The sequence below is a fragment of the Burkholderia sp. E168m22 genome, from assembly GCF_001319805.1.
In the GTDB taxonomy this organism is placed as follows: Bacteria; Pseudomonadota; Gammaproteobacteria; order Burkholderiales; family Burkholderiaceae; genus Burkholderia; species Burkholderia orbicola.
The window spans coordinates 16461-34909 of the sequence record NZ_BBSK01000115.1; the positions used below are offsets into that span (position 1 = coordinate 16461).

23 protein-coding genes and 1 pseudogene are annotated in these 18449 nt (G+C 61.8%); 14 read left to right on the forward strand and 10 right to left on the reverse strand.

Features of this window, described 5'->3' with window-relative positions:
* The first annotated feature begins 275 nt into the window (after positions 1 to 275).
* Together AP428_RS27675 and AP428_RS27680 are read left to right on the forward strand one after the other, a co-directional pair.
* Positions 276 to 494, forward strand: coding sequence for a glycine zipper 2TM domain-containing protein (locus AP428_RS27675; RefSeq protein WP_041489508.1), 219 nt, complete (start codon positions 276 to 278; stop codon positions 492 to 494).
* A 91-nt stretch (positions 495 to 585) separates the two neighbouring features.
* Positions 586 to 1767 (forward strand): acyl-CoA desaturase, encoded by a 1182-nt coding sequence (locus tag AP428_RS27680; RefSeq protein ID WP_054928424.1) that lies wholly within the window; start codon positions 586 to 588, stop codon positions 1765 to 1767.
* A 64-nt stretch (positions 1768 to 1831) separates the two neighbouring features.
* Here AP428_RS27680 and AP428_RS36085 read toward each other — a convergent pair whose 3' ends face one another.
* Together AP428_RS36085 and AP428_RS27685 are read right to left on the reverse strand one after the other, a co-directional pair.
* Positions 1832 to 2011 carry a hypothetical protein gene (locus AP428_RS36085; RefSeq protein WP_006413543.1) on the reverse strand — a complete coding sequence of 60 codons (180 nt, stop codon included), beginning with the start codon at positions 2009 to 2011 and terminating at the stop codon, positions 1832 to 1834.
* Between the two features lie 67 nt (positions 2012 to 2078).
* Positions 2079 to 2351: a hypothetical protein gene (locus tag AP428_RS27685; protein WP_006413577.1), complete on the reverse strand. Its 273-nt coding sequence runs from the start codon at positions 2349 to 2351 to the stop codon at positions 2079 to 2081.
* Positions 2352 to 2613: 262 nt separating this feature from the next.
* On the opposite strand from AP428_RS27685, the gene AP428_RS36090 reads away from it, so the two are divergent.
* Together AP428_RS36090 and AP428_RS27690 are read left to right on the forward strand one after the other, a co-directional pair.
* The gene (locus AP428_RS36090; protein ID WP_034196223.1) at positions 2614 to 2808 is read left to right on the forward strand and encodes a hypothetical protein; all 195 of its coding nucleotides are present in this window, start codon (positions 2614 to 2616) and stop codon (positions 2806 to 2808) included.
* Between the two features lie 58 nt (positions 2809 to 2866).
* Positions 2867 to 3214, forward strand: a complete 348-nt coding sequence (locus AP428_RS27690) for a hypothetical protein (RefSeq protein ID WP_011548858.1) — start codon at positions 2867 to 2869, stop codon at positions 3212 to 3214.
* Between the two features lie 121 nt (positions 3215 to 3335).
* Here AP428_RS27690 and AP428_RS27695 read toward each other — a convergent pair whose 3' ends face one another.
* Positions 3336 to 3512 carry a CsbD family protein gene (locus AP428_RS27695; protein ID WP_027792671.1) on the reverse strand — a complete coding sequence of 59 codons (177 nt, stop codon included), beginning with the start codon at positions 3510 to 3512 and terminating at the stop codon, positions 3336 to 3338.
* Between the two features lie 582 nt (positions 3513 to 4094).
* Here AP428_RS27695 and AP428_RS36095 point away from each other — a divergent pair.
* The 3 genes from AP428_RS36095 (at position 4095) to AP428_RS36100 (ending at position 4824) form a co-directional block, all read left to right on the forward strand.
* Positions 4095 to 4241 carry a DUF3096 domain-containing protein gene (locus tag AP428_RS36095; RefSeq protein ID WP_006413561.1) on the forward strand — a complete coding sequence of 49 codons (147 nt, stop codon included), beginning with the start codon at positions 4095 to 4097 and terminating at the stop codon, positions 4239 to 4241.
* Between the two features lie 208 nt (positions 4242 to 4449).
* Positions 4450 to 4650, forward strand: coding sequence for a hypothetical protein (locus AP428_RS36935; protein WP_006413579.1), 201 nt, complete (start codon positions 4450 to 4452; stop codon positions 4648 to 4650).
* A 15-nt stretch (positions 4651 to 4665) separates the two neighbouring features.
* Positions 4666 to 4824, forward strand: coding sequence for a DUF3309 family protein (locus AP428_RS36100; RefSeq protein ID WP_006413600.1), 159 nt, complete (start codon positions 4666 to 4668; stop codon positions 4822 to 4824).
* A 127-nt stretch (positions 4825 to 4951) separates the two neighbouring features.
* Here the strand turns inward: AP428_RS36100 and AP428_RS27700 are convergent, their stop codons facing one another.
* Entirely contained in the window at positions 4952 to 6241 is a 1290-nt protein-coding gene (locus AP428_RS27700; RefSeq protein ID WP_041489453.1) for a sodium:proton antiporter, read from the reverse strand.
* Positions 6242 to 6522: 281 nt separating this feature from the next.
* On the opposite strand from AP428_RS27700, the gene AP428_RS36105 reads away from it, so the two are divergent.
* Complete coding sequence (locus AP428_RS36105; protein WP_079999368.1) at positions 6523 to 6741, forward strand: hypothetical protein; 219 nt, start codon at positions 6523 to 6525, stop codon at positions 6739 to 6741.
* 265 nt (positions 6742 to 7006) lie between these two features.
* On the opposite strand, the gene tkt is transcribed toward AP428_RS36105, so the two are convergent.
* From tkt to AP428_RS27720, 4 genes are all read right to left on the reverse strand, one after another.
* Entirely contained in the window at positions 7007 to 9082 is a 2076-nt protein-coding gene (gene tkt / locus AP428_RS27705) for a transketolase (RefSeq protein WP_011548861.1), read from the reverse strand.
* A gap of 75 nt (positions 9083 to 9157) precedes the next feature.
* Positions 9158 to 9937: a PRC-barrel domain-containing protein gene (locus AP428_RS27710; RefSeq protein WP_011694893.1), complete on the reverse strand. Its 780-nt coding sequence runs from the start codon at positions 9935 to 9937 to the stop codon at positions 9158 to 9160.
* A gap of 323 nt (positions 9938 to 10260) precedes the next feature.
* Positions 10261 to 10623 (reverse strand): hypothetical protein, encoded by a 363-nt coding sequence (locus tag AP428_RS27715; protein ID WP_226153368.1) that lies wholly within the window; start codon positions 10621 to 10623, stop codon positions 10261 to 10263.
* A gap of 90 nt (positions 10624 to 10713) precedes the next feature.
* Positions 10714 to 11091: a Spy/CpxP family protein refolding chaperone gene (locus AP428_RS27720; protein WP_011548864.1), complete on the reverse strand. Its 378-nt coding sequence runs from the start codon at positions 11089 to 11091 to the stop codon at positions 10714 to 10716.
* Between the two features lie 340 nt (positions 11092 to 11431).
* Here AP428_RS27720 and AP428_RS37765 point away from each other — a divergent pair, with 340 nt between their 5' ends.
* Together AP428_RS37765 and AP428_RS27730 are read left to right on the forward strand one after the other, a co-directional pair.
* Positions 11432 to 11614, forward strand: a complete 183-nt coding sequence (locus AP428_RS37765) for a hypothetical protein (protein ID WP_011548865.1) — start codon at positions 11432 to 11434, stop codon at positions 11612 to 11614.
* Between the two features lie 244 nt (positions 11615 to 11858).
* The gene (locus AP428_RS27730) at positions 11859 to 12287 is read left to right on the forward strand and encodes a PRC-barrel domain-containing protein (RefSeq protein WP_011548866.1); all 429 of its coding nucleotides are present in this window, start codon (positions 11859 to 11861) and stop codon (positions 12285 to 12287) included.
* 99 nt (positions 12288 to 12386) lie between these two features.
* Here the strand turns inward: AP428_RS27730 and AP428_RS27735 are convergent, their stop codons facing one another.
* On the reverse strand, positions 12387 to 13106 hold the full coding sequence (locus AP428_RS27735; RefSeq protein WP_011548867.1) for a Crp/Fnr family transcriptional regulator: 720 nt from the start codon (positions 13104 to 13106) through the stop codon (positions 12387 to 12389).
* A 646-nt stretch (positions 13107 to 13752) separates the two neighbouring features.
* Here AP428_RS27735 and AP428_RS27740 point away from each other — a divergent pair.
* Positions 13753 to 15450, forward strand: a complete 1698-nt coding sequence (locus tag AP428_RS27740) for a site-specific integrase (RefSeq protein WP_011694891.1) — start codon at positions 13753 to 13755, stop codon at positions 15448 to 15450.
* Between the two features lie 41 nt (positions 15451 to 15491).
* Positions 15492 to 16091: pseudogene (locus AP428_RS27745) on the forward strand (GSU2403 family nucleotidyltransferase fold protein); the annotation flags it as partial.
* A gap of 71 nt (positions 16092 to 16162) precedes the next feature.
* Here AP428_RS27745 and AP428_RS36115 read toward each other — a convergent pair.
* Positions 16163 to 16408, reverse strand: coding sequence for a helix-turn-helix domain-containing protein (locus tag AP428_RS36115; protein WP_011548870.1), 246 nt, complete (start codon positions 16406 to 16408; stop codon positions 16163 to 16165).
* 143 nt (positions 16409 to 16551) lie between these two features.
* Between AP428_RS36115 and AP428_RS36120 the strand changes: the two genes are divergently transcribed.
* Together AP428_RS36120 and AP428_RS37560 are read left to right on the forward strand one after the other, a co-directional pair.
* The gene (locus AP428_RS36120) at positions 16552 to 17235 is read left to right on the forward strand and encodes a hypothetical protein (protein ID WP_231691711.1); all 684 of its coding nucleotides are present in this window, start codon (positions 16552 to 16554) and stop codon (positions 17233 to 17235) included.
* 750 nt (positions 17236 to 17985) lie between these two features.
* Positions 17986 to 18165 (forward strand): MbcA/ParS/Xre antitoxin family protein, encoded by a 180-nt coding sequence (locus AP428_RS37560; RefSeq protein WP_226292229.1) that lies wholly within the window; start codon positions 17986 to 17988, stop codon positions 18163 to 18165.
* Positions 18166 to 18449 lie beyond the last annotated feature (284 nt).

Consider the following 18449-nt stretch of genomic DNA (forward strand, 5'->3'; position numbering starts at 1 on the left):
GACGGCCGTGATCGGCAAGGCTCAGGGAGCTGTTCGCCGCGCGATGTCGACTACAAGGAAGTCAGGTCAACGCCGGCTTTGGCGCCGGGCGCGGTGCAAGCGGCGCTTCCGTGAGACGGTCGGCCGGCATCCAGTCCGGTACGTTAGCGGACGGACTTCGCGCGATTTACCCCCCATCGTGATTCGACGTCTCGAATTTCATCGGGACGTCAGCCCAGGGGGGGCCGCGCGCCGTGCGGGATCGGACAGCGTAGCGGCGACCCGAGGAGATGATCATGAGAAAGCTACATTCCGTGCCGGTCGGGACGGCGATAGTCACCATAACGATGATCGTACTGGCGGGTTGCGGCGACATGTCCCACCGCGGAACGGATACCGTGATCGGGGCGGGTGTCGGCGGCGTCGCCGGTGCGGTCCTGACGGGCGGCAGTGCGTTGGGCACCGTTGGCGGTGCCGTCGTCGGAGGGGTTGTCGGCAATCAGGTCGGGAAATAGGAGGCTCGTCGAAGGGCAGGGAATCGGCACGCGCACGCGTCGTCACGGCGAAGCGTGCGCGGATACCAGTGTGGCGCGGAGTGCGAACGGAATGTCGGCATTTCTTCTGAACGGCGAACTGAGGCTGTCCTGGTTGCAGCTTGCGTGGGTCGTGTTCGTGCTCACGCATGTCACCATCATCAGCGTGACCGTGTACCTGCACCGCTGCCAGGCGCACCGGGCGCTGGATCTGCATCCGTGCATCAGTCACTTCTTCCGGTTCTGGCTGTGGTTGACGACCGGCATGCTGACCTCGCAATGGGTCGCGGTGCATCGCAAGCATCACGCGCGGAGCGAGACCCCGGACGATCCGCATAGCCCGCGAACCCGCGGCCTCGCGACCGTGCTGCTGCGCGGCGCGGAACTGTACCGTGCGGAAGTGCGGAACGAGGAAACGGCGCGCAGATACGGATCGGGGACGCCGGACGACTGGCTCGAACGCCAAGTCTATGCCCGCTATCCGAATCTCGGCGTCGGGCTGCTGGTCGTGATCGACGTCGGGCTGTTCGGGTTGCCCGGCGTGGCGGCGTGGGCGATCCAGATGATATGGATTCCGTTCTGGGCCGGTGGCGTGATCAATGGCTTAGGCCATTTCAGCGGCTATCGGAATTTCGCGACACCCGATGCGAGTACCAACCTTTTCCCGCTGGGCATCCTGATCGGCGGCGAAGAGCTGCACAACAATCATCACGCGTACGTGACGTCCGCCAGGCTGTCGAATCGCTGGTTCGAGTTCGATATCGGCTGGGCGTACATCCGCCTGCTGGCGGCATTGCGGCTGGCGACCGTTCGGCGAGTCGCAACGCAGCCGCGCCTGCTCCCGGTCAAGGCAGTCGCCGACGACGCGACGCTGCAAGCGGTCATCCGCAACCGGCATGCGGTGATGGCCGCCTTTGCGCGCACGCTCGAGTCCGCCTGCCGGCGGGAACTGCGCCGCGTCGAGGACATGAGTCGAGACGACAAGCGCGCGTTCGCGCTCGGCATGAAACACTGGCTGCGCCAGGCCTGGGGCCATCGGAACAAGCCCGACCTGCGCGTGCTGACGAGCCCCAATGCCAACCGGCGAATACGCGTGTATGTGGATATTTACGACGCGTTGCTCGAGCTATGGACGTGGCCACACGCGTCGCACGAGCAATTGCTGGCTCAGTTACAGGATTGGTGCCGCTGCGCGGAGCAGACCGGCATCGACGCGATCGCCGAATTCTCGATACACCTGCGCCGGTATGCGTGATCCCGGCCCGCCCGCGACCTGCGGTGCGGGACCGGTGTGCCACGGCGCGTGGCGCATCCGTCGCTCATCTCGCCCGATTGTCGGGGCGCAAATAACGCCACTTGCTCGCATTGGAGTTGATGCCGGCATCCTGACGGATGCGCTTTTCGGCGCGTTCGACATCGGCACGCGCGAGATCGTCCCGCTGTTTTTTCCGGGTCGCGTCATCGCGCCGGTCGATCGAGGTGCTTGAGTAATATTTCATGGATCGCTCCTGAGTGAGATGTGCTCGCCTCGCGAGACGCCGCATCGAGTCCGATGCGGCGGATGGATCAGATCGCCGTAGGGGCGATTCTGCCGTCGACGATGTCCTTGCCGAATTGCATCGCCAGATCGAGGGCGAGCGCCGCCGTTTGCGGAGCGCCATGCTCGAAAATGGTCGAGTAACGCGGCGCCGTTGCCGAGGTCGACGGAATCGTGTCGATGCGTACGATTGAACCGAAACGTTTCGGACCGGGGGCGTGGGGATCGCCGAACGGCGGGAAAAGCATTTGTGAATAGACGCGGAGTTCACGGCCGCGATATTCGAGAGTGGGAATGGTCATGATGTGCTCCTGACAGAGCGACCGTTGGCGCCGAAGGATTCGAGGGCGCCGATGCCTTGACAACGAACCGGCAGGTCTCTGTAGTGTGCGCGTTCAGAACCGGTTGCGCAATAAAAATATCGGATACCGAATCATATTGTCGATTCAGGTTGATCATCTGGCGTCAGCGAGGTGCCGCAAAACCTGCGTCCAAATAGTCGATACCGTACAGACCCGCGCGTGTCGCTCGGTTCAACATAAAGTCAATACCGAGGAGGCCGCCATGTGCATCCCACTTTCACCCGAGGTTGTCGAGACCCTCAAATCGCTTGATCGGATTCCCGATTCACAAGCCGATATTCCACGCGTTATAGCCGATGAACTGTTGACTCACGGGCTTGCATACGAGTCGCGCACCGGCGGTTCGATCAACATGACCGCCGCAGGCCGGCTGTGGCTGAATCGGTGCGCCGATTAGCGCGCACGCGTCGACCGGGTTTTTCCTGTACAACGATCCATGGACCCATGAGGCAACGATGAAAATCCAATCTACACGATGGTTTACGCTGGACCAATATGCGCCTGTGCGCGACGGATGGTATGAGGTTCGACTGGTGAGCGGAGACACGGCGTTTGCGAAGTTCGGCGACGGCGAATGGACGGAAAAGCCGATGCTCACCTTTACGCGCTGGCGAGGCTTGTGTTCCGATCCGGCCAAGTCGAGCGACCAGGAGACGCTTGCAGTGGATGCGACCGCAGATGCGACCGCGGCGAAAGGTGTCCGGGACGCGTGGGACACGTTCTTTCCCGGCGTGGGAGACGCGCAGCACAAGCCGCTTGCCGACGTGCACAGCGACCACCCTCGACGCATTGCGATATCTTGAAGGTCGGTCGGGAAGCGGGTAGCGCCGGATGTTGCCTGCACGCGCCGTCAACATCCGGTGAATTCGCGTCACGTTGCCCGATCGCGCGGTGCGATAGAACCGAACCGTTCGCGTGAGCATCCTACGGCCGCTTCCTGAGTTGCTCCTTCGCGTCACCGAATGACGCTTGCGTCTTTCCGATGACCTGTTCGACCTTGCCCTGCATCCTGGTCGATCGATTTCCCATGATTCTGCCGACCATTTCCTTCAGTTTGCCCTTCGCTTCCGCGATGCGGCCTCTCATCTGATCCCTGTTCATCATCTTGCTCCTTGACATGGATCGCATGTTTCACCGGTACGAAATCCTGAACCATCGAAGCGTCGTACTGGTGCTTCGGCGCGCGACAATCAGGATGCCGGAATACAGGTTGAGCGCGTTCGTGACGGAAGTCGGTACGATGCCGTACGTGAACCGGCACCGCCACGCGAGCAGGTGTATGCGGGCGGCTCCCGGGTCGATCGCTGCGAAGGGTGGTTGTCTGTTTTTACATGCTTGGTACGCTTTCGTACCGCATTCACGTTCGCCAGTGTGTAGCGTCGGGGATATCCACGAACTGCCTGAGGCGAATCATGCAGCGAAAAACACTTACATGAGGTACGCAGGGATCGCGTCTTGCTATCTGCGTCGTGGTGCAGGGATGCACGACGACCGGCACATCCGACGCGAGCGGCCGCCAGATCGACGAATGCCACATCACCGCCGCCGGCGTCGGCTCGCTCCTTGCGCGCTCTTGCGCGACCGCCAAGAGCCCGCGTGTCGCCTGGGTCAAGTCGCTGTAACGAGCATCGGAGGCAGCGCGGATTCGTATCCATCTGTCGTTTTCAATCTTGCGGAGGGCATATGCACATCCTCACGAGCGCAGGCCCACTGGTTTCGCTGATCGCCGGCATTCTGATTCTCGTCGTGCCGCGGCTGTTGAATTACATCGTTGCGATCTACCTGATCGTCATCGGGTTGCTCGGTTTGTTCGGAGGGCATCTCCACTGAACCGGGTCCCGTCACCCGAAAAAGCAGGTGACGAACTTCGCAGCTGGTACCCACGATCGTCGGCTCGTCGGTGTCGACAGGTCGATCCGTCGCGCGGTGCCGTGCGTCCGGTACGTCGCCGGACATACTCCACGCCCGCGTCCGCCTACCTTGATATCGAAAGAGTCGATGCACGTCCCGAACCGGGTGCATCGCGCACGAGCCCTGCATGAAGAAGCAGGACGACTTCCGTCCGGGTAACTCCGGCATTCGAGAGGCGACCCCGCGAATTTCGACGCGACCGGCGACGAACGGCGCGTGCGCGCGTCGACGTGGAATCGCTCGGGAGCGTTTCGACGGAAACATCGGTTCGATTGCATTCGGCGAGGCCAACGATGCGGACGCATCGCGGCATGACTGGCCGGATTGATTGAAGAGAGACGGCATGTCACTGGGACTACTTCTACTGATCGTTGCCGTGCTGCTGATGGTCGGGATGATCCCGACCTGGCGCTACAGCAACGGCTGGGGTTATGGTCCAAGCGGATTGCTGGGCTTGGTATTGGTCGTGTTACTCATACTGATGCGGCTGGGCAGGCTGTGACGCGGGACATCATCGACGCTGCAAGTTCATGGAAGGACTGTCGCCCGGCACCTTGAGTGTCGGGTGTGGCATCGCGCCAAACCGTTCGACCAGCCCACGCATCGCGTCACTACGCCCGTCCTGGGTCTCACGCATAACGACGCATCAGCGGCGCAGCTGAAATACCGTGCAGCACGATCGACACGGCGATGATGGCCAGTACCCACGGAACCATCGGCAACAGTTGCGCGCGCGGCTCTTGCTCGATGGCCAGCATCAGGTAATACAGGGAACCCACGCCGCGAATGCCGAACCAGCTGATCAGCCGGCGCTGGTGGTGCGACGCCCGGGAGCCGATCAGCGCAAGCTGGGTGGCGGCCGGCCGGATGACGAACAGCAGTGTCGCGACCACGGCCGCGCCCGCCCAGGTGAGCATGTCAGCCCAATACCGTGAGACGAGCGCGCCGATCAGCAGGATCAGGACGGCTTCGACGATGTGTTCAAGCTCGATTGTGAATCCCATGACCGATTCCGCGACGAAGGCATGGGCTTTGTCGGGATCGGTGGCGGTGGCTTCGACATCCTCGCTGTTCACGACGCCGACCGTCTCCTTCGACGTCTTCTGGCCGCTCGTTCGATGTTCGACGCGCCGCATCGCGACGCCCGCCGCGAACACGGCCAGGAACCCGTAGCCATGAATGGCGAGCGCCACACCGTACGACAGCATGATCAGGCCGAGCGCGAAGAACCCTTCGAGGCCGAGCGCCTGGCTGTGACGGCTGCGCAGGAATGCGACGAGCCGGGCCGTGACGAAGCCGAGCAGCCAGCCTGCGCCCGCACCGGACGCGATACCCCATGCAATGCCGCCGACCATGCTCCAGTGAAGCGCCGACGTCGTGCCGGAACCGCACAAAAGCATGCCGAGTACCGCGCACGGGTAGGCCGTGCCGTCGTTGATCCCACCTTCGGCGGACAACGAAAAACGTACCAGCTCGACGTCACCCGCGTCGCGCACGCCGACGTCATGAGCGAGCACGGGGTCGGTCGGCGCGATCATCGCGCCGAGAAGTACCGCGACACCGAGATTCAAATTCAGCACCAGCACGCCGAGCGCGGCGATCGACGCCACGGTGAAGATCATTGCGACGACGCCGAGCCGCAGCGGCAGCATCCAGCGGGGATCGGCGGGCGGGACACGCAGCCTCAGGCCGATCGCGAACAGCGAGATCAGCAAGCCGATTTCGGCAGCAATGCGCAAGTTCGTGACGTCGTCCGGCAATTTCAGCGACAGGAAGCCGGTGCCGGCCGGTCCGACCAGAAAGCCGATCCCGAGATACACCATGGCCGCACTCAGCGGCAGGCGCTTAAGCGACGATCCGATGAGTCCCATGAAAATCAGCAGGGCTCCGAAGATGAGGCATCCGATCGTTTCGGTCACTTTGCATACCTCGCATGGATCACGTTGTGCTCGCCGCGTGTCGGCCGCAGGTCGCCATGCGGCGTCGTGGAGGGTGGTGCGCGGCACGCACGGGACGGCTCGCGCCGGACGGGGCGCCGATGCCCCCCGCGCCCGTCGCACAGTATCGCGCCGGGCGCCTGCATTGCGGCCGTCGCTGCCGGGAAGTGCCCCGCGCGCATGCGATGTACGGTAGCGGGCAGAGCGGCGCAGTGCTTCGGCATAGACTGTCCGCCGTTCCTCACGACAACCGGAGCATTGCCATGGCCCACACAGCAATCGAGGAAGACCTCCGTTCACTCGAACGACTCATTGCACGCGTCGCCCCCGGTGAGCCTGCGCCATGGGCACTCTGGCGAATTAGGCTGGAATCGATTCTCGAACACGGCAGTCCGACGCCATCTGAACGCATGCATTTCGTCAGCATCATCGCCCTTATTCTCATGCTCGAGCGCCGAGCCGGCAAGCCCGCCACCGCTTGAGCATGGCGGGTGGCGGAATGGGCGGCGCTTCGCGCGTTCGGTTGGTTGTGGAAGGTCCCGGCGCCCGCCGTCCGCCACGCGCATGCCGGCAGTCACGGCCCGTGCGCGAACGAGAATGCGCCAGTGCCTCATACAGGAGAGCGGAGCGGATCACGTGGCGCATCGTGCCCGATGCCCAGTCGATGGTCGACGCGGTACTCGAAGCCGGTATGTGCCATGCCAGCTGCGGCCCGAACGGTTGATACGCGTACGGGCCGTCCACGGATCAGGCGAGCAGTTTCAGTGCGTGGTCGCAGACGTTCTCGACCGTGAAGCCGAAATCTCGCATCAGCTCGGCGCCCGGCGCCGACGCGCCGAAACCCGCGATGCCGAGTACGTCGCCACGATCGCCGACATAGCGGTGCCAGCCTTGTGACACACCCGCTTCGATCGCCAGCCGCGCGCCGACCGACTTCGGCAGCACGGCGTCCTGATATGGCTGGGGCTGAGCGTCGAATAATCTCCAACAGGGCAGCGACACCACCCGAACCGCTACGCCGCGCGCGAGCAATTCGACTTGTGCCGCCAGCGCGAGCGTGACTTCCGAGCCCGTCGCGATCAGGATCAGCGTGGGGTGGCCATCGGGGGCATCGGCCAAGACGTAGCCGCCACGCCGCAAGCCCTCGGCCGGCGCGAACCGGAGGCGATCGATGGTCGGCACGTCCTGGCGGGTCAGTACCAGCGCAGTCGGTCGCTCCCGCGCTTCGAGCGCCACACGCCACGCGACGGCGGTTTCATTGGCATCGGCCGGTCGAATCACCAGCAGGCCCGGGACCGCACGCAGTCCGGCAAGCTGCTCCATCGGCTGATGTGTCGCACCGTCCTCGCCGACGGCGAGACTGTCGTGCGTGAACACGTAGATCACCTGCAGACGCATCAATGCGGCGAGCCGGATCGGCGGACGCATGTAGTCGGAAAAGATCAGAAAGGTCGCGCCGAATGGCCGGATGCCGCCGTGGGCCGCCAAGCCGTTCAGGATCGCGCCCATCGCATGCTCGCGCACGCCGAAATGCAGATTGCGGCCGCTACGGCTCCAGCCGCCGCCGTCGGACCCTTGTCGGTCGAGCGCGTTCACGCCGGCGGCCTCGAAATCGCCGAGCCCGATTAGCGCGGTGAAGGTGGAGGGGTTTAGGTCGGCGGAGCCGCCGACCAGCGACGGGACGCGGGAGGCGAGGGCGTTCAACACCTTGCCGGATGCGACCCGCGTCGCCATGCCTTTCGGATCGGCCGGAAAGACCGGGATATCGCGGTCCCAACCGTCGGGCAGCTTGCCGTGCACAGTGTTCAGCAGCATCCGAGCCAGCTCGGGGAACGCGCGCGTATAGGCCTCGAACCGCGCGTTCCACTGCTCTTCCCGTACTCGCCCCTCCGCCAGCGCCCGGCGAAAATGCGCGAGCGCCGGTGGGGGAATATGAAACGCGGGATCGGGCGGCCAGCCGAGGTTGTGCTTGGTCAGGCGCACCTCGGCATCGCCGAGTGGCGATCCGTGAGCCTGGTACGTGTCTTGCCGGTTGGGCGAGCCATAGCCGAGATGCGTGCGCACGAGGATCAACGACGGACGTCGCTGCTCGGCGCGTGCGTTGACCAGCGCCGCATCGATGGCGGCCAGGTCGTTGCCGTCTTCGACCGTTTCGGTATGCCAGCCGTAGGCGTCGAACCGTTGTGCGCGATCTTCGGTGAAGGTGATCGCGGTGCCGGCGGACAGCGTGACGCGATTATCGTCGTACAGGCAGATCAGCTTACCGAGCTGGAGATGGCCGGCAAGCGATGCCGCTTCCGCCGCGACGCCTTCCATCAGGTCGCCGTCGCTGACGAGTGCGTAGGTGCGGTGATCCACGATCTCGAAGCCGGGACGGTTGTAGCACGCGGCGAGCTGCGTTTCCGCCATCGCCATGCCGACGGCGTTGGCGAAACCCTGGCCGAGCGGGCCGGTCGTCGTCTCGACACCCGGAGTGAGGCCGCGCTCCGGATGGCCGGGCGTGAGGCTGCCCGATTGCCGGAAGCGGCCGATCTGATCGAGCGGCAGGTCGTAGCCGGTGAGGTGGAGCAGGCTGTACAACAGCATCGATCCATGTCCGGCCGACAGGATGAAGCGATCGCGATCGAACCATGCCGGATTGGCCGGGTGATGCTTGAGATGACGCATCCATAGCGCATAGGCCATCGGCGCGGCGCCGAGCGGCAGGCCTGGATGGCCGCTCGCCGCTTTCTGCACGGCATCGATCGACAGGAAGCGCAGCGTATTGATGCACAGCGCATCGAGTGCCGCCCCTTGGATTGACGGGAAATCGGTTGAGGTCATGCAACTGCTCCTTGGCGTTCGGTCACGCAACATCCCAAACGGGATGGTGGTTGCGTTGACGGCCCGTCGTCCGCGTTAGCGGTCTCGGGGCCAGTAGCCGTGCTTGCCGTAGAATTCGTGCAACTCGATTTCGTAGCTTCGATGCACGAGCTGCGAGTCGTCGTAGGGAGGGCTGCGGCGGATCGCGTCGCGCGTGAGCGTGGCCGACACCGTTTCCGTATGCCATTCCACCTGGTCAAGCCAGTGCGTCGCGATCAGGACTTCCTTGCCGGTCGACCACCAGCTCGACGTGTCGATCGCGAGATAGCGGATCACCCAGGCTTCATCGTCGTAAATGAAGTCGGACACGTGACCGATATGTCCGTCCGTGGCTTCGAGCCGATATCCGTCGACCTCGCCGGTGCTGCGCAAATGCGTATCCGCCGGCGCACTGGCCGGCGCGCCGTGCGAGAACAGCGGGTCGCCGGCATCGAGATCCTGCGACGGTCCGGCCGGATCGAAAGCCGGGTAAGCACCCATCCCCCAAAGGTTCGGGCCGCCCCAGTAAGTCGGGTAGTTGTAGTAACGCAGGTACTCGATCTCGTGCTGGCGCGATACCGGCTTGTGCGTGTCCAGATTCGGGCTGTCTCTCACCTGCTCTTGCGACAGACTGACATATAGCGTGCGGAATTCGGGATGTGTTACGGAATATGGCGAGATTAGAACCCGTCTGTCGTGCAGCCAGTCGCCCGTCTCGACGACGAGGTAGCGAATACACCAGTTGTCGTCGTCGAAGTAGGCCTGGTTAATGTGCCCGATATCGCCGTCCTTCGCTCGAACCGTGTCTCCGTGCAACCTTCGGATGCTTCGCAACATGATGTCCTCGTCAGAGCGATGCCCGGCACTTCGGTGATCCGGCTGACCTGCCTGCCGTGCAGTGGTATCCAGCCGTTCGCCCGCCGATGCGGAGCGATGCCTGCTAAGCGCGTCCCCTCGGGCGGCCGGCATGATTGAGACGCTACACGCGACGAATGCCCGATGCGGTACGAAACCGTACAATGCGCGCACGGGCGCGAACCGCCCCTCCCGGCATGTCGCGACACCTCCTCGCCAGCTTCGTCATCAGGATCACGAAGCAGTGAGGATCGCCACATCCACGTGCCGCCAGGTGTACCCGTCCGCCGGACTGGATTCGTACGTCAACGCAGCCGCAGCGGGATGAACAGCGAGACGCCGGGCGCCGGTGCCGGCTCGTAAACCATCGGAGGCGCGGCATAAGCGTCATCCTCGCCATCGTAATAGCCGTCGCCTCCATGCCGGTGATGGTCGTAGTAGCGACCGCCCTGATGCGTCATGCGCGCGTGATTGCCCTTGTCCCAGCCGTGATTCATTCTCTCCGCATGCAACTGCGGTGCAACGACAAGGCAGCCGAACGCAACGATCATGCCGACGAGCCGCGTGCCTGATCTCGGCGCCACCGTGTTTCGACGTGCGTGTCCGGCAGAAACGTCCATCATGTTCTCCCGTGTACGATCCGCAATCTGCCGGTCAGCGGCTGTCATCGACAGTCGGTATCGGCAGAAGGTCCGGAACTATTGCTCCTTGATCAGGTGGCGACCGTTGCCACGGAAAATCGCATTCGCGTTCTGCTTTTACGTATCGGACATCTTGTCGTAAAGCGGCTGAAACGCCGTGGTCAGCTTTTTGACGCCATCTGCGTGCACGTTGGTGACTTCGCCATAGGAATGAAGATCGCCCATCGCGCTCATGTCGTTCGCGTGATCGCTACGTGCCTTCCTGAGCGATTCCATCGCGTTCGCGTTGTCGCGCATCACCTGCGCCACCGGCTGCCACAGCGATTCCTGGCCAGGCGTGATGCCAAGCCGCTGGTGCAGGCTGTTGATGCGCCCGTCGATCGACCTTTGCGCCGCCACGGGCATGATGTGGGGCGGTGCTTGATCCGGTGCGGAGCCGCGGGCATTCGAGAGTGAGGGGAAGACGGCCGCGCCGAGGGCGACTGTCGCCGCCACGGAGAACTCGCCGGCAATCTGTCGGGGGAGAGCGAGAAGAACGAGTGTCGTGGCGGATCCTGGTGAAAAATTGGGAAGAAGTCGACGTACCGCGACGCATCCGGTCGGCGGCGAATTTCGGCCCGGTAGCCCAGCTATACGCGGGATGCGCGGGCTCAGTCTGTCCTATGCCGGACGGTTTTCCGGTGTACGTGGCCGTTTCGCGATGTCCGGCGGATCACGCTCGCACCGGGCGGAATATTCCAATCGGGCCTATGCTGGCATCGTGACCGGAGGCGTTTCACGCTGGTGGGCCAGATGAATCCGGCCCGATCCGACCATCAACTCCACGGAGGCGGTTATGCGCAGCAGGTATCGAGAGCAGCATACGAACGGTGGCAAGAGCGAGCGCAATGTCGACGAGGCGGTGGAGGGGACGTTCCCCGCCAGCGATCCGCCGTCGATCGGTGGTGTCACGAGGATGATCTCCCGCCCGGCCCATCGAAAGCATCACCGGAAGTCGTTGCACATCAAGCACCGCTAGCGCAGGGGCAGCGCCCTGCGAGACTACGAAGGATCGAGTCGTCGCCGGTATTCGGCGATATCGATAAGCGTGGCGGAATCGGTCGGAGCGTCGGCGAGCCAATATTCCCGAGGTGCTCGGGTACGGAACCGTACCGACTTCCAATGCCGGTGCGCGCAGCGTTTCCTCGTGCGTCGAGTGCCGCTTTCGATGTCGAGGCCGTGTACGAGACGGATATTCCCGGAACTTGTCCAAGGAGGACATCATGAGGATGCTCCACACCCCCGACCGATCCGGGGATGACGGCAACGGGGGCAAGCTCGTCGAACGCGATGCTGGCGATGAACCCGGTCATATGGTGACGACCGCCGATGTCCTGAGGGGCAGCAAGATCATCGCGTCGGACGGTGAGGATATCGGCAACGTGTTCGACATCGTGCTCGATTTGCACCACGGCAAAATTGCCTACGCGGTAGCGTCCAGCGGCGGCATGGGCGAGATGCTTTGTGCCATTCCGTGGAGTGCGATGAAATACGATGTCGGTGACAAATGTTTCCACCTGGACGTGACCGCCGCGCATGTCAAAAGTACCCCTGGCTTCGACGACGAGCATTGGCCGGTGATGACGCAATCGCAGTGGGGATTGTCGCTTCACCAGTACTACAACCGGGCGCCGTACTGGGTCGCCGGATGAGGCGAGGTTGGCGGCAAGGTGTCGATCGGCCGCTTCCGGGCCTTCTCGGACATCGAGGGCAGTTGCGGGAAAGGCCGGCACGATGCGGCTCAGTGGCGGCTAGAGTCGCTTCAGATCGGGAAGCAGGCGATCGAATTCGCGTTTGACCACCGCATAGCATTCGCACACGCGCTTTTCGAGCCCGGGTCGGTCCAGCACTTGGATATGGCCGTAGTTGTAGCGGATGAGGCCCGCGTCCTGCAGCTTCAAAGCAGCCTCCGTCACGCCCGACCGCCGCACGCCCAGCATGTTGGCGATCAGTTCCTGCGTCATGCGCAACTGGTTCGAAGGCAGGCGGTCGAGGCTGAGCAGCAGCCAGCGGCACAGCTGCTGATCGATGGAATGATGGCGGTTGCACACCGCAGTCTGCGCCATCTGCGTGATGAGCGCCTGGGTATAGCGCAACAACAGGCGTTGCATCGCATTGCCACGCCTGAATTCTTCTTTCAGGACGCTCGCGTCGAGCCGGTAGGCCTGCCCAGCGCTTTGCACGACGGCGCGACTCGGCGTCGTTTCGCCGCCCATGAACAGCGACACACCGATCATGCCCTCATGCCCGACGATCGCGATTTCCGCAGACGAGCCGTCCTCCATCACGTACAGCAGCGACACGATCGACGTGGTCGGAAAATAGACGTGATGAAGCTGGCCGCCCGATTCGTACAGCACTTTTCCCAACGGCATGTCGACAAGCGTCAGGTGAGCGGCGAGGTGAGCGCGTTCGTTTTCCGGCAGCGCGGCAAGCAGGTGATTTTCGGTGATGGGCGGGTTGTCCTGCATGCGTGGCTCCTGCGCTCGCGCTCGGGCGACGATGAAGAATCCAGCCATTAGGGGCGCAGTGGGAATCGGCGGGAGAGGCCAATCCTCACACTTTACCGATCCGACGACCGGACGGGATGGCGGCAGCAATATGTCCCTTTTCTCGATGAGTTCGGGAGACCGTTCGAGCGCGAATCCTGCATCAAAAATTATAGTGCCGGCACATGTCTCATCAAGGTGGGCGCAATCACGCGCAGGCGTACCGTCGACGTTGACGTGTGGTGTTGATGACAGATGGACGATGCCGGAAGCGCCGCGTTGCCTGCTGTTCGATCACGAACTGGCAACCGTTGAGCGCATTCCCGTCTGGACTTGCCCCTGTATCTCCAGACACCCGTTATTGTAAGTGGGGGACTGTGTTCGGTGTTTCAGGGGGCTGCTCCACCGTCATCCACGACGAGCAGCTTGCGACGATCCCGTCGCATCACTATCTGGATGCCTGGGAGCGGCGGTGACAGGGCATCACGAACCGCAAGCGCTTGCCGATTGCGGCCGTATTACGTACCTAACCATTACGAATTGAAATAACTTTGTCAGCAATTTGATGATGATAGGCAGATAAGGATTATTATCTGCCTATCATCAAAAATCGCCTAAACTGGAGATCATGAAAACGCGTCAGTTCCATGCCACTGCCGACGAAGCCACGCTCGACTTTCCGGACGAGGCGGAGCTTGCCGCGCTACGGAGCTGGTACGCCGGTCTGGAGGCGCGAGCCGCTGTCTCTCGTTACCTGAGCGAACGGCGGGCAACTGGCGCATCGTCGCGTAGCATCCTCGGGCGCATTCGCCGGCGACTCGTGGCGTTTGCTCGAGCGCGTCATCGCGAGGATCTCGCGATCGCGTTCGTCGATCGTCCTTCTCAAGCCGTGGTAGACGCTGTCGTCCAGGCCATCGATGTACTGCGTCATCTACCTGTTCCCCAGCCGCACATCTCGGATGAAATTGGCGAATGGCTGCCGCCACGTGTCGTGGTGTCCCTGCAGGCGCACGGGATCAGAACGCTTGCAGACCTGACCGTCCGAATTCCGCGTCGGAGCCGCTGGTGGTCGACGATCGACGGTCTTGGGGCCGCCGGCGCGCGGCACGTTGAAGCGTTTTTTGCTGCGTACCCGGCCTTGACCGAACGAGCCCGCACGTTGATCGCCGCGGTACCGTCCGGAAACATCGTTCCGTGGGAGCGAATGCACGTGCCGCATGAGGTTAACGGCACGCGTGGAAAGTTTCGGGCACCGCAGGAGGCCTGCTTGCTGAGCGCATCGAATGACTACGAGGCCGTCCTCTCCTGGTTGTCGCTGCATGAATCAGCGGATACGCAACGTGCCTACAGGAAAGAAGCCGAGCGGCTGATCCTGTGGGCGATCGTCGAGCGCGGTCGAGCATTGTCGTCGCTCACGACGGATGACGCGATTGCGTATCGCGGCTTCTTGCGTCGGCCGACACCGCGGGAGCGTTGGGTGGGGCCGCCTCGGCCACGACAGAGCGTCGAGTGGCGGCCGTTTAACGGTTCCCTATCAGCTCGGTCGACAGCGCATGCGTTGACGGTGCTATCCGCAATGTTTCGTTGGCTGGTTGAGCAGCGCTATGTTCAGGCGAACCCATTTGCTGGCGTCAAGGTGCGAGGTGGCGTGTTGCATACGGGACTGGACGTCTCGCGGGGCTTTACGGAGGGCGAGTGGTTGTTGATCCGCACACTGGCCGACGGGCTTGAATGGTCATACGGCTGGAGCGAGCCAGCTGCTCAGCGCTTACGCTTTCTACTGGACTTCGGCTACGCGACGGGGCTGCGCGCCGGCGAACTGGTTGGCGCCAAGCTGGGCGATATCCGCCGCGACGAACATGGCGATCACTGGCTGCATGTGATCGGGAAGGGCGGGAGGCCCGGTAAGGTTGCGTTACCGACACTGGCGCGAACCGCGTTGGATTTTTGGCTCATGCAGCGCGGGTTGCCGGTGACGCCATCTCGTTGGATTCCTTCTACTCCGCTCGTTTCAAGTCTTGAGGAAGACGCTGCCGGCATTCAGAGTACCCGTCTTTGGAGGGTGATCCGCCGCTTTTTCCTGCTGGTGGCCGGTGCGATCGAGGGGGAACAGCCGGCGACCGCCGAGAAATTGCGCCGCGCGAGCCCGCATTGGATACGCCATACACATGCCACGCATGCGTTGGCGCGTGGCGCGGAACTGATCATGGTGCGCGACAATCTGCGGCATGCGTCAATTTCGACAACGTCGACCTACTTGCATAGTGACGAGGCGCAAAGGGCGCGGCAGTTTGACCGGGCGTTTTGCTCCAGGAGTTCGAAATAAAAACGACTGCGTAGAGGCGGTCAGAGATTGCAAAGAAGGTCATGGGCGCGGGGGCGAAAGGCTTCTACGCGGAATTCCTCACGCCGTTGACGGGCAGTCCTTGTCGGCGCAACAAGGTGACGAAGCAGCTGGAAAAGGATGCGACCGAGGCGAATGCCGGCGTCGTGGCCCAGAAGCTGCGTCACCTCGAAGTGCTTCTACACGAGCCGTGGGCGGTCACGATCCCGGCCAACGAGTCGGGTCTCGGCGAAGACGTGCCGGATCTCCAGATCCCGAATCCAGTGAGCTTCATGGTCCAGAAGTTGTTGATTCGCGACGACCGGATTCCGGAAAAGCGTGCTCAAGACGTGCTCTACATCCACGATGCGATGCTTCACTTCGTGAACACGATCGAGGATGATCTGATCCCAATCTGGAAGCGCCTGTATGACACGATGACGGAGGCACAACGGAAGTCGGTGAGATCCGGTGTCGACGAGCTATTCACGGAAGTCAACGACATTATCCGCGCCGCGGTCGAAATTGCGCAGCCTGAACGCGACATCGATCCGGAAGATATGCTTCGGCTCTGTCGTGATGGTTTCGACGAGCTATTCGGCGACGCTGGGTGGCCGTTGGGGGCGGGGTCTCCTTTTGCATAAGGAGTTTGAGGACTGGCTTACTCCTCGCCAGTCGGATCAAAAGCCGCTGCGATCGCGTGCGAGTTACCTCGTTACAAACCTGCCGAAGCGAGAAGTTCTGAAGGTTGCCAAGCAAGCGCTCGAGAGATTCTCAGAAGATTCAGCAACGTGACATTTCGTTCGCCCCTCTCGATTTTGCCCATGTGGCTTCTGTCGATGTTCGCGAGGTGGGCGAGTGATTCCTGCGAAATGTTGAGTGCGAGTCGGCGTGCACGGATCGACCTACCTATCTGCTTGAGGTGCGCTTCTGTGTCGCTTCGGCCCGATACCCTTTCCATGCGCGTATGGTCGAGGTATCATCATCGATTGGCCACGGCATTTACGACCCATTAATGCCAGACAAGTAGAAAGCGACGAAGTGAGGACCGAGCGGGTGTTGTCCCGATCTTGTCGTCAATGAATGATGGAGTAGTTAGCGGTGATGTATGGCGATGGAGCGCTGTCGGATGTGCAGTCGGTAGTGAGCGATGTAGTTGGTGGGCTCACCGAAGTCTCGGAAATGCTATCGTTGTTCGATGCTGGAAAGAAGAATGTGTCCCACGGGCATGCCGAGATGGTTGCGACCACGTTATTGAACGGATCGGTCGACGTCTGGTACCGAGGTCGATACTTGACGGTGCCCCTTCGTCAACTGACTGCGTGGTTCAGAAATCCCGTTGAAATTGGCGCAGAACGCTTCCATGTTGCTGAGCCTGTCTTTCGACGTTGGATGGACAGCGAGCAGGAGCAAGGGGCTGGCCATCTTTTTCTGCAATGCAGCCATGCAGATTGCAAGCAGCGTCGGATGTTGACCTTTTACGACCCGCGTGAGATGCAACAGATGGAGCATCGCGTTGCTTCGGAGATTTGGTACTGTCATCGCCATCGCCTTGTGGCGTGGGAGGTGTCGCGATCTCTAAGCGACGAATATCTGGAACTGCTTGCGCTCGTGTACCGGTCGCCCGGATGCAACCGCGATCAGCTCAAATGCCTGAAGCGCGATACCGACTTTCTGACGTCGATTGGACTGTTGACATCTGAGCCACCAGCAAGTGGAGGTCGAAAGGCATATGCGTTTCGCTTGACCTCTCAAGGTACGGACATCGTTCGTGCGCAGGATCAGTAACTGGTAAAAACATCAATGTCTAGTAAGCGCGACCGTGCAACCGCTTCTTGGCTACTTTCCCGGTCGGCACAGCATCTGCGCGTTATCAGGGCAGCCATGGCCGTTTCCGGAAATCTATGGATTGCGCTTGAGTGGTATCGGCACAGTTCGCTGCCAGAATTCGATGGCAAAACTGCCCAACGTCTGGTGGCCGACGGCCGAGAAAAGGCCGTGTTGGCGTACCTGGCTTCAATCGGGAGCGGATGGGCTGGATAGTCGGATCGTGATTGAGCCGACTAGTGATCATCACCCCGTCTGGTCATTGGTGAAGCTGGTAGATAGGTGGGACAGAGAATGGTGCGGGATTATCCTCAGCCACCAAGCTCCGCTCCCTGTTTTCGGTTCTGAGGCAGAAAGCGTATATATTGATGCATTGAGCCATTCGTGGATCAACGTTTCCGTCAGTCAGCCTACAGAGATCTGTTCACGATGATATGGGCAGAACTCTATATTTACACTTTGTGCAGTTAAGAGCTGCACTGTCAATTATAGACGGGTTCTACGGTAAGCGTCTGGAGAACGGGTCTTGGCGGGGTCACTGCTTGCTAAGCCCCGTATGAGATATCGGCGCGCGACCAACGCCGAATCGAGCGCGACACATAAATGCCCACCACTAGAAAAGGCAACCGCGAGGATTCGCTGCCATCGGATTCAGGCCCACAAAGTATCTCGCCAGCCGTCGTTGAAATGCTTGTCACGCAGGTTCGGAGGATGATCGAAGAATCTGGGAATCCGGATGGCTTTGACGCACGGTCATGGCTTCTCAACTGGCTTCATTCGCCGGTTCCGGCTCTCGGTGGAGGATGTCCTGCAGACTACCTTCACACTCCTGAAGGCGTAGATCTGATTGCGAGGTTGCTCGCGAGCGCGCAAACCGGGGCTTACTGGTAGGCTCTTCGGATAACCGTGCAACGCCGCGCAATGCCGTTCACGACGCCAAGCTTGGCCGCCTGTCTTTGATAACAGGCGCAATTCGCGGTGAGATGTGGACTCCCCACGCAACGCTGCGCCAGCGTGCGTGCTTTGCCGCGCTTACGTACAAGCGCGGCTAGACGCGGTGAGGCTATCGATCGGGAGGCGTGGAGCCTTGTGAGCGCTCAAATACGAACATGCGGGAGTTGCGTTGAGGGGCAGGGGAGGGGGCTAGGAACAAATTTATGCAAAATTTGGGAAGG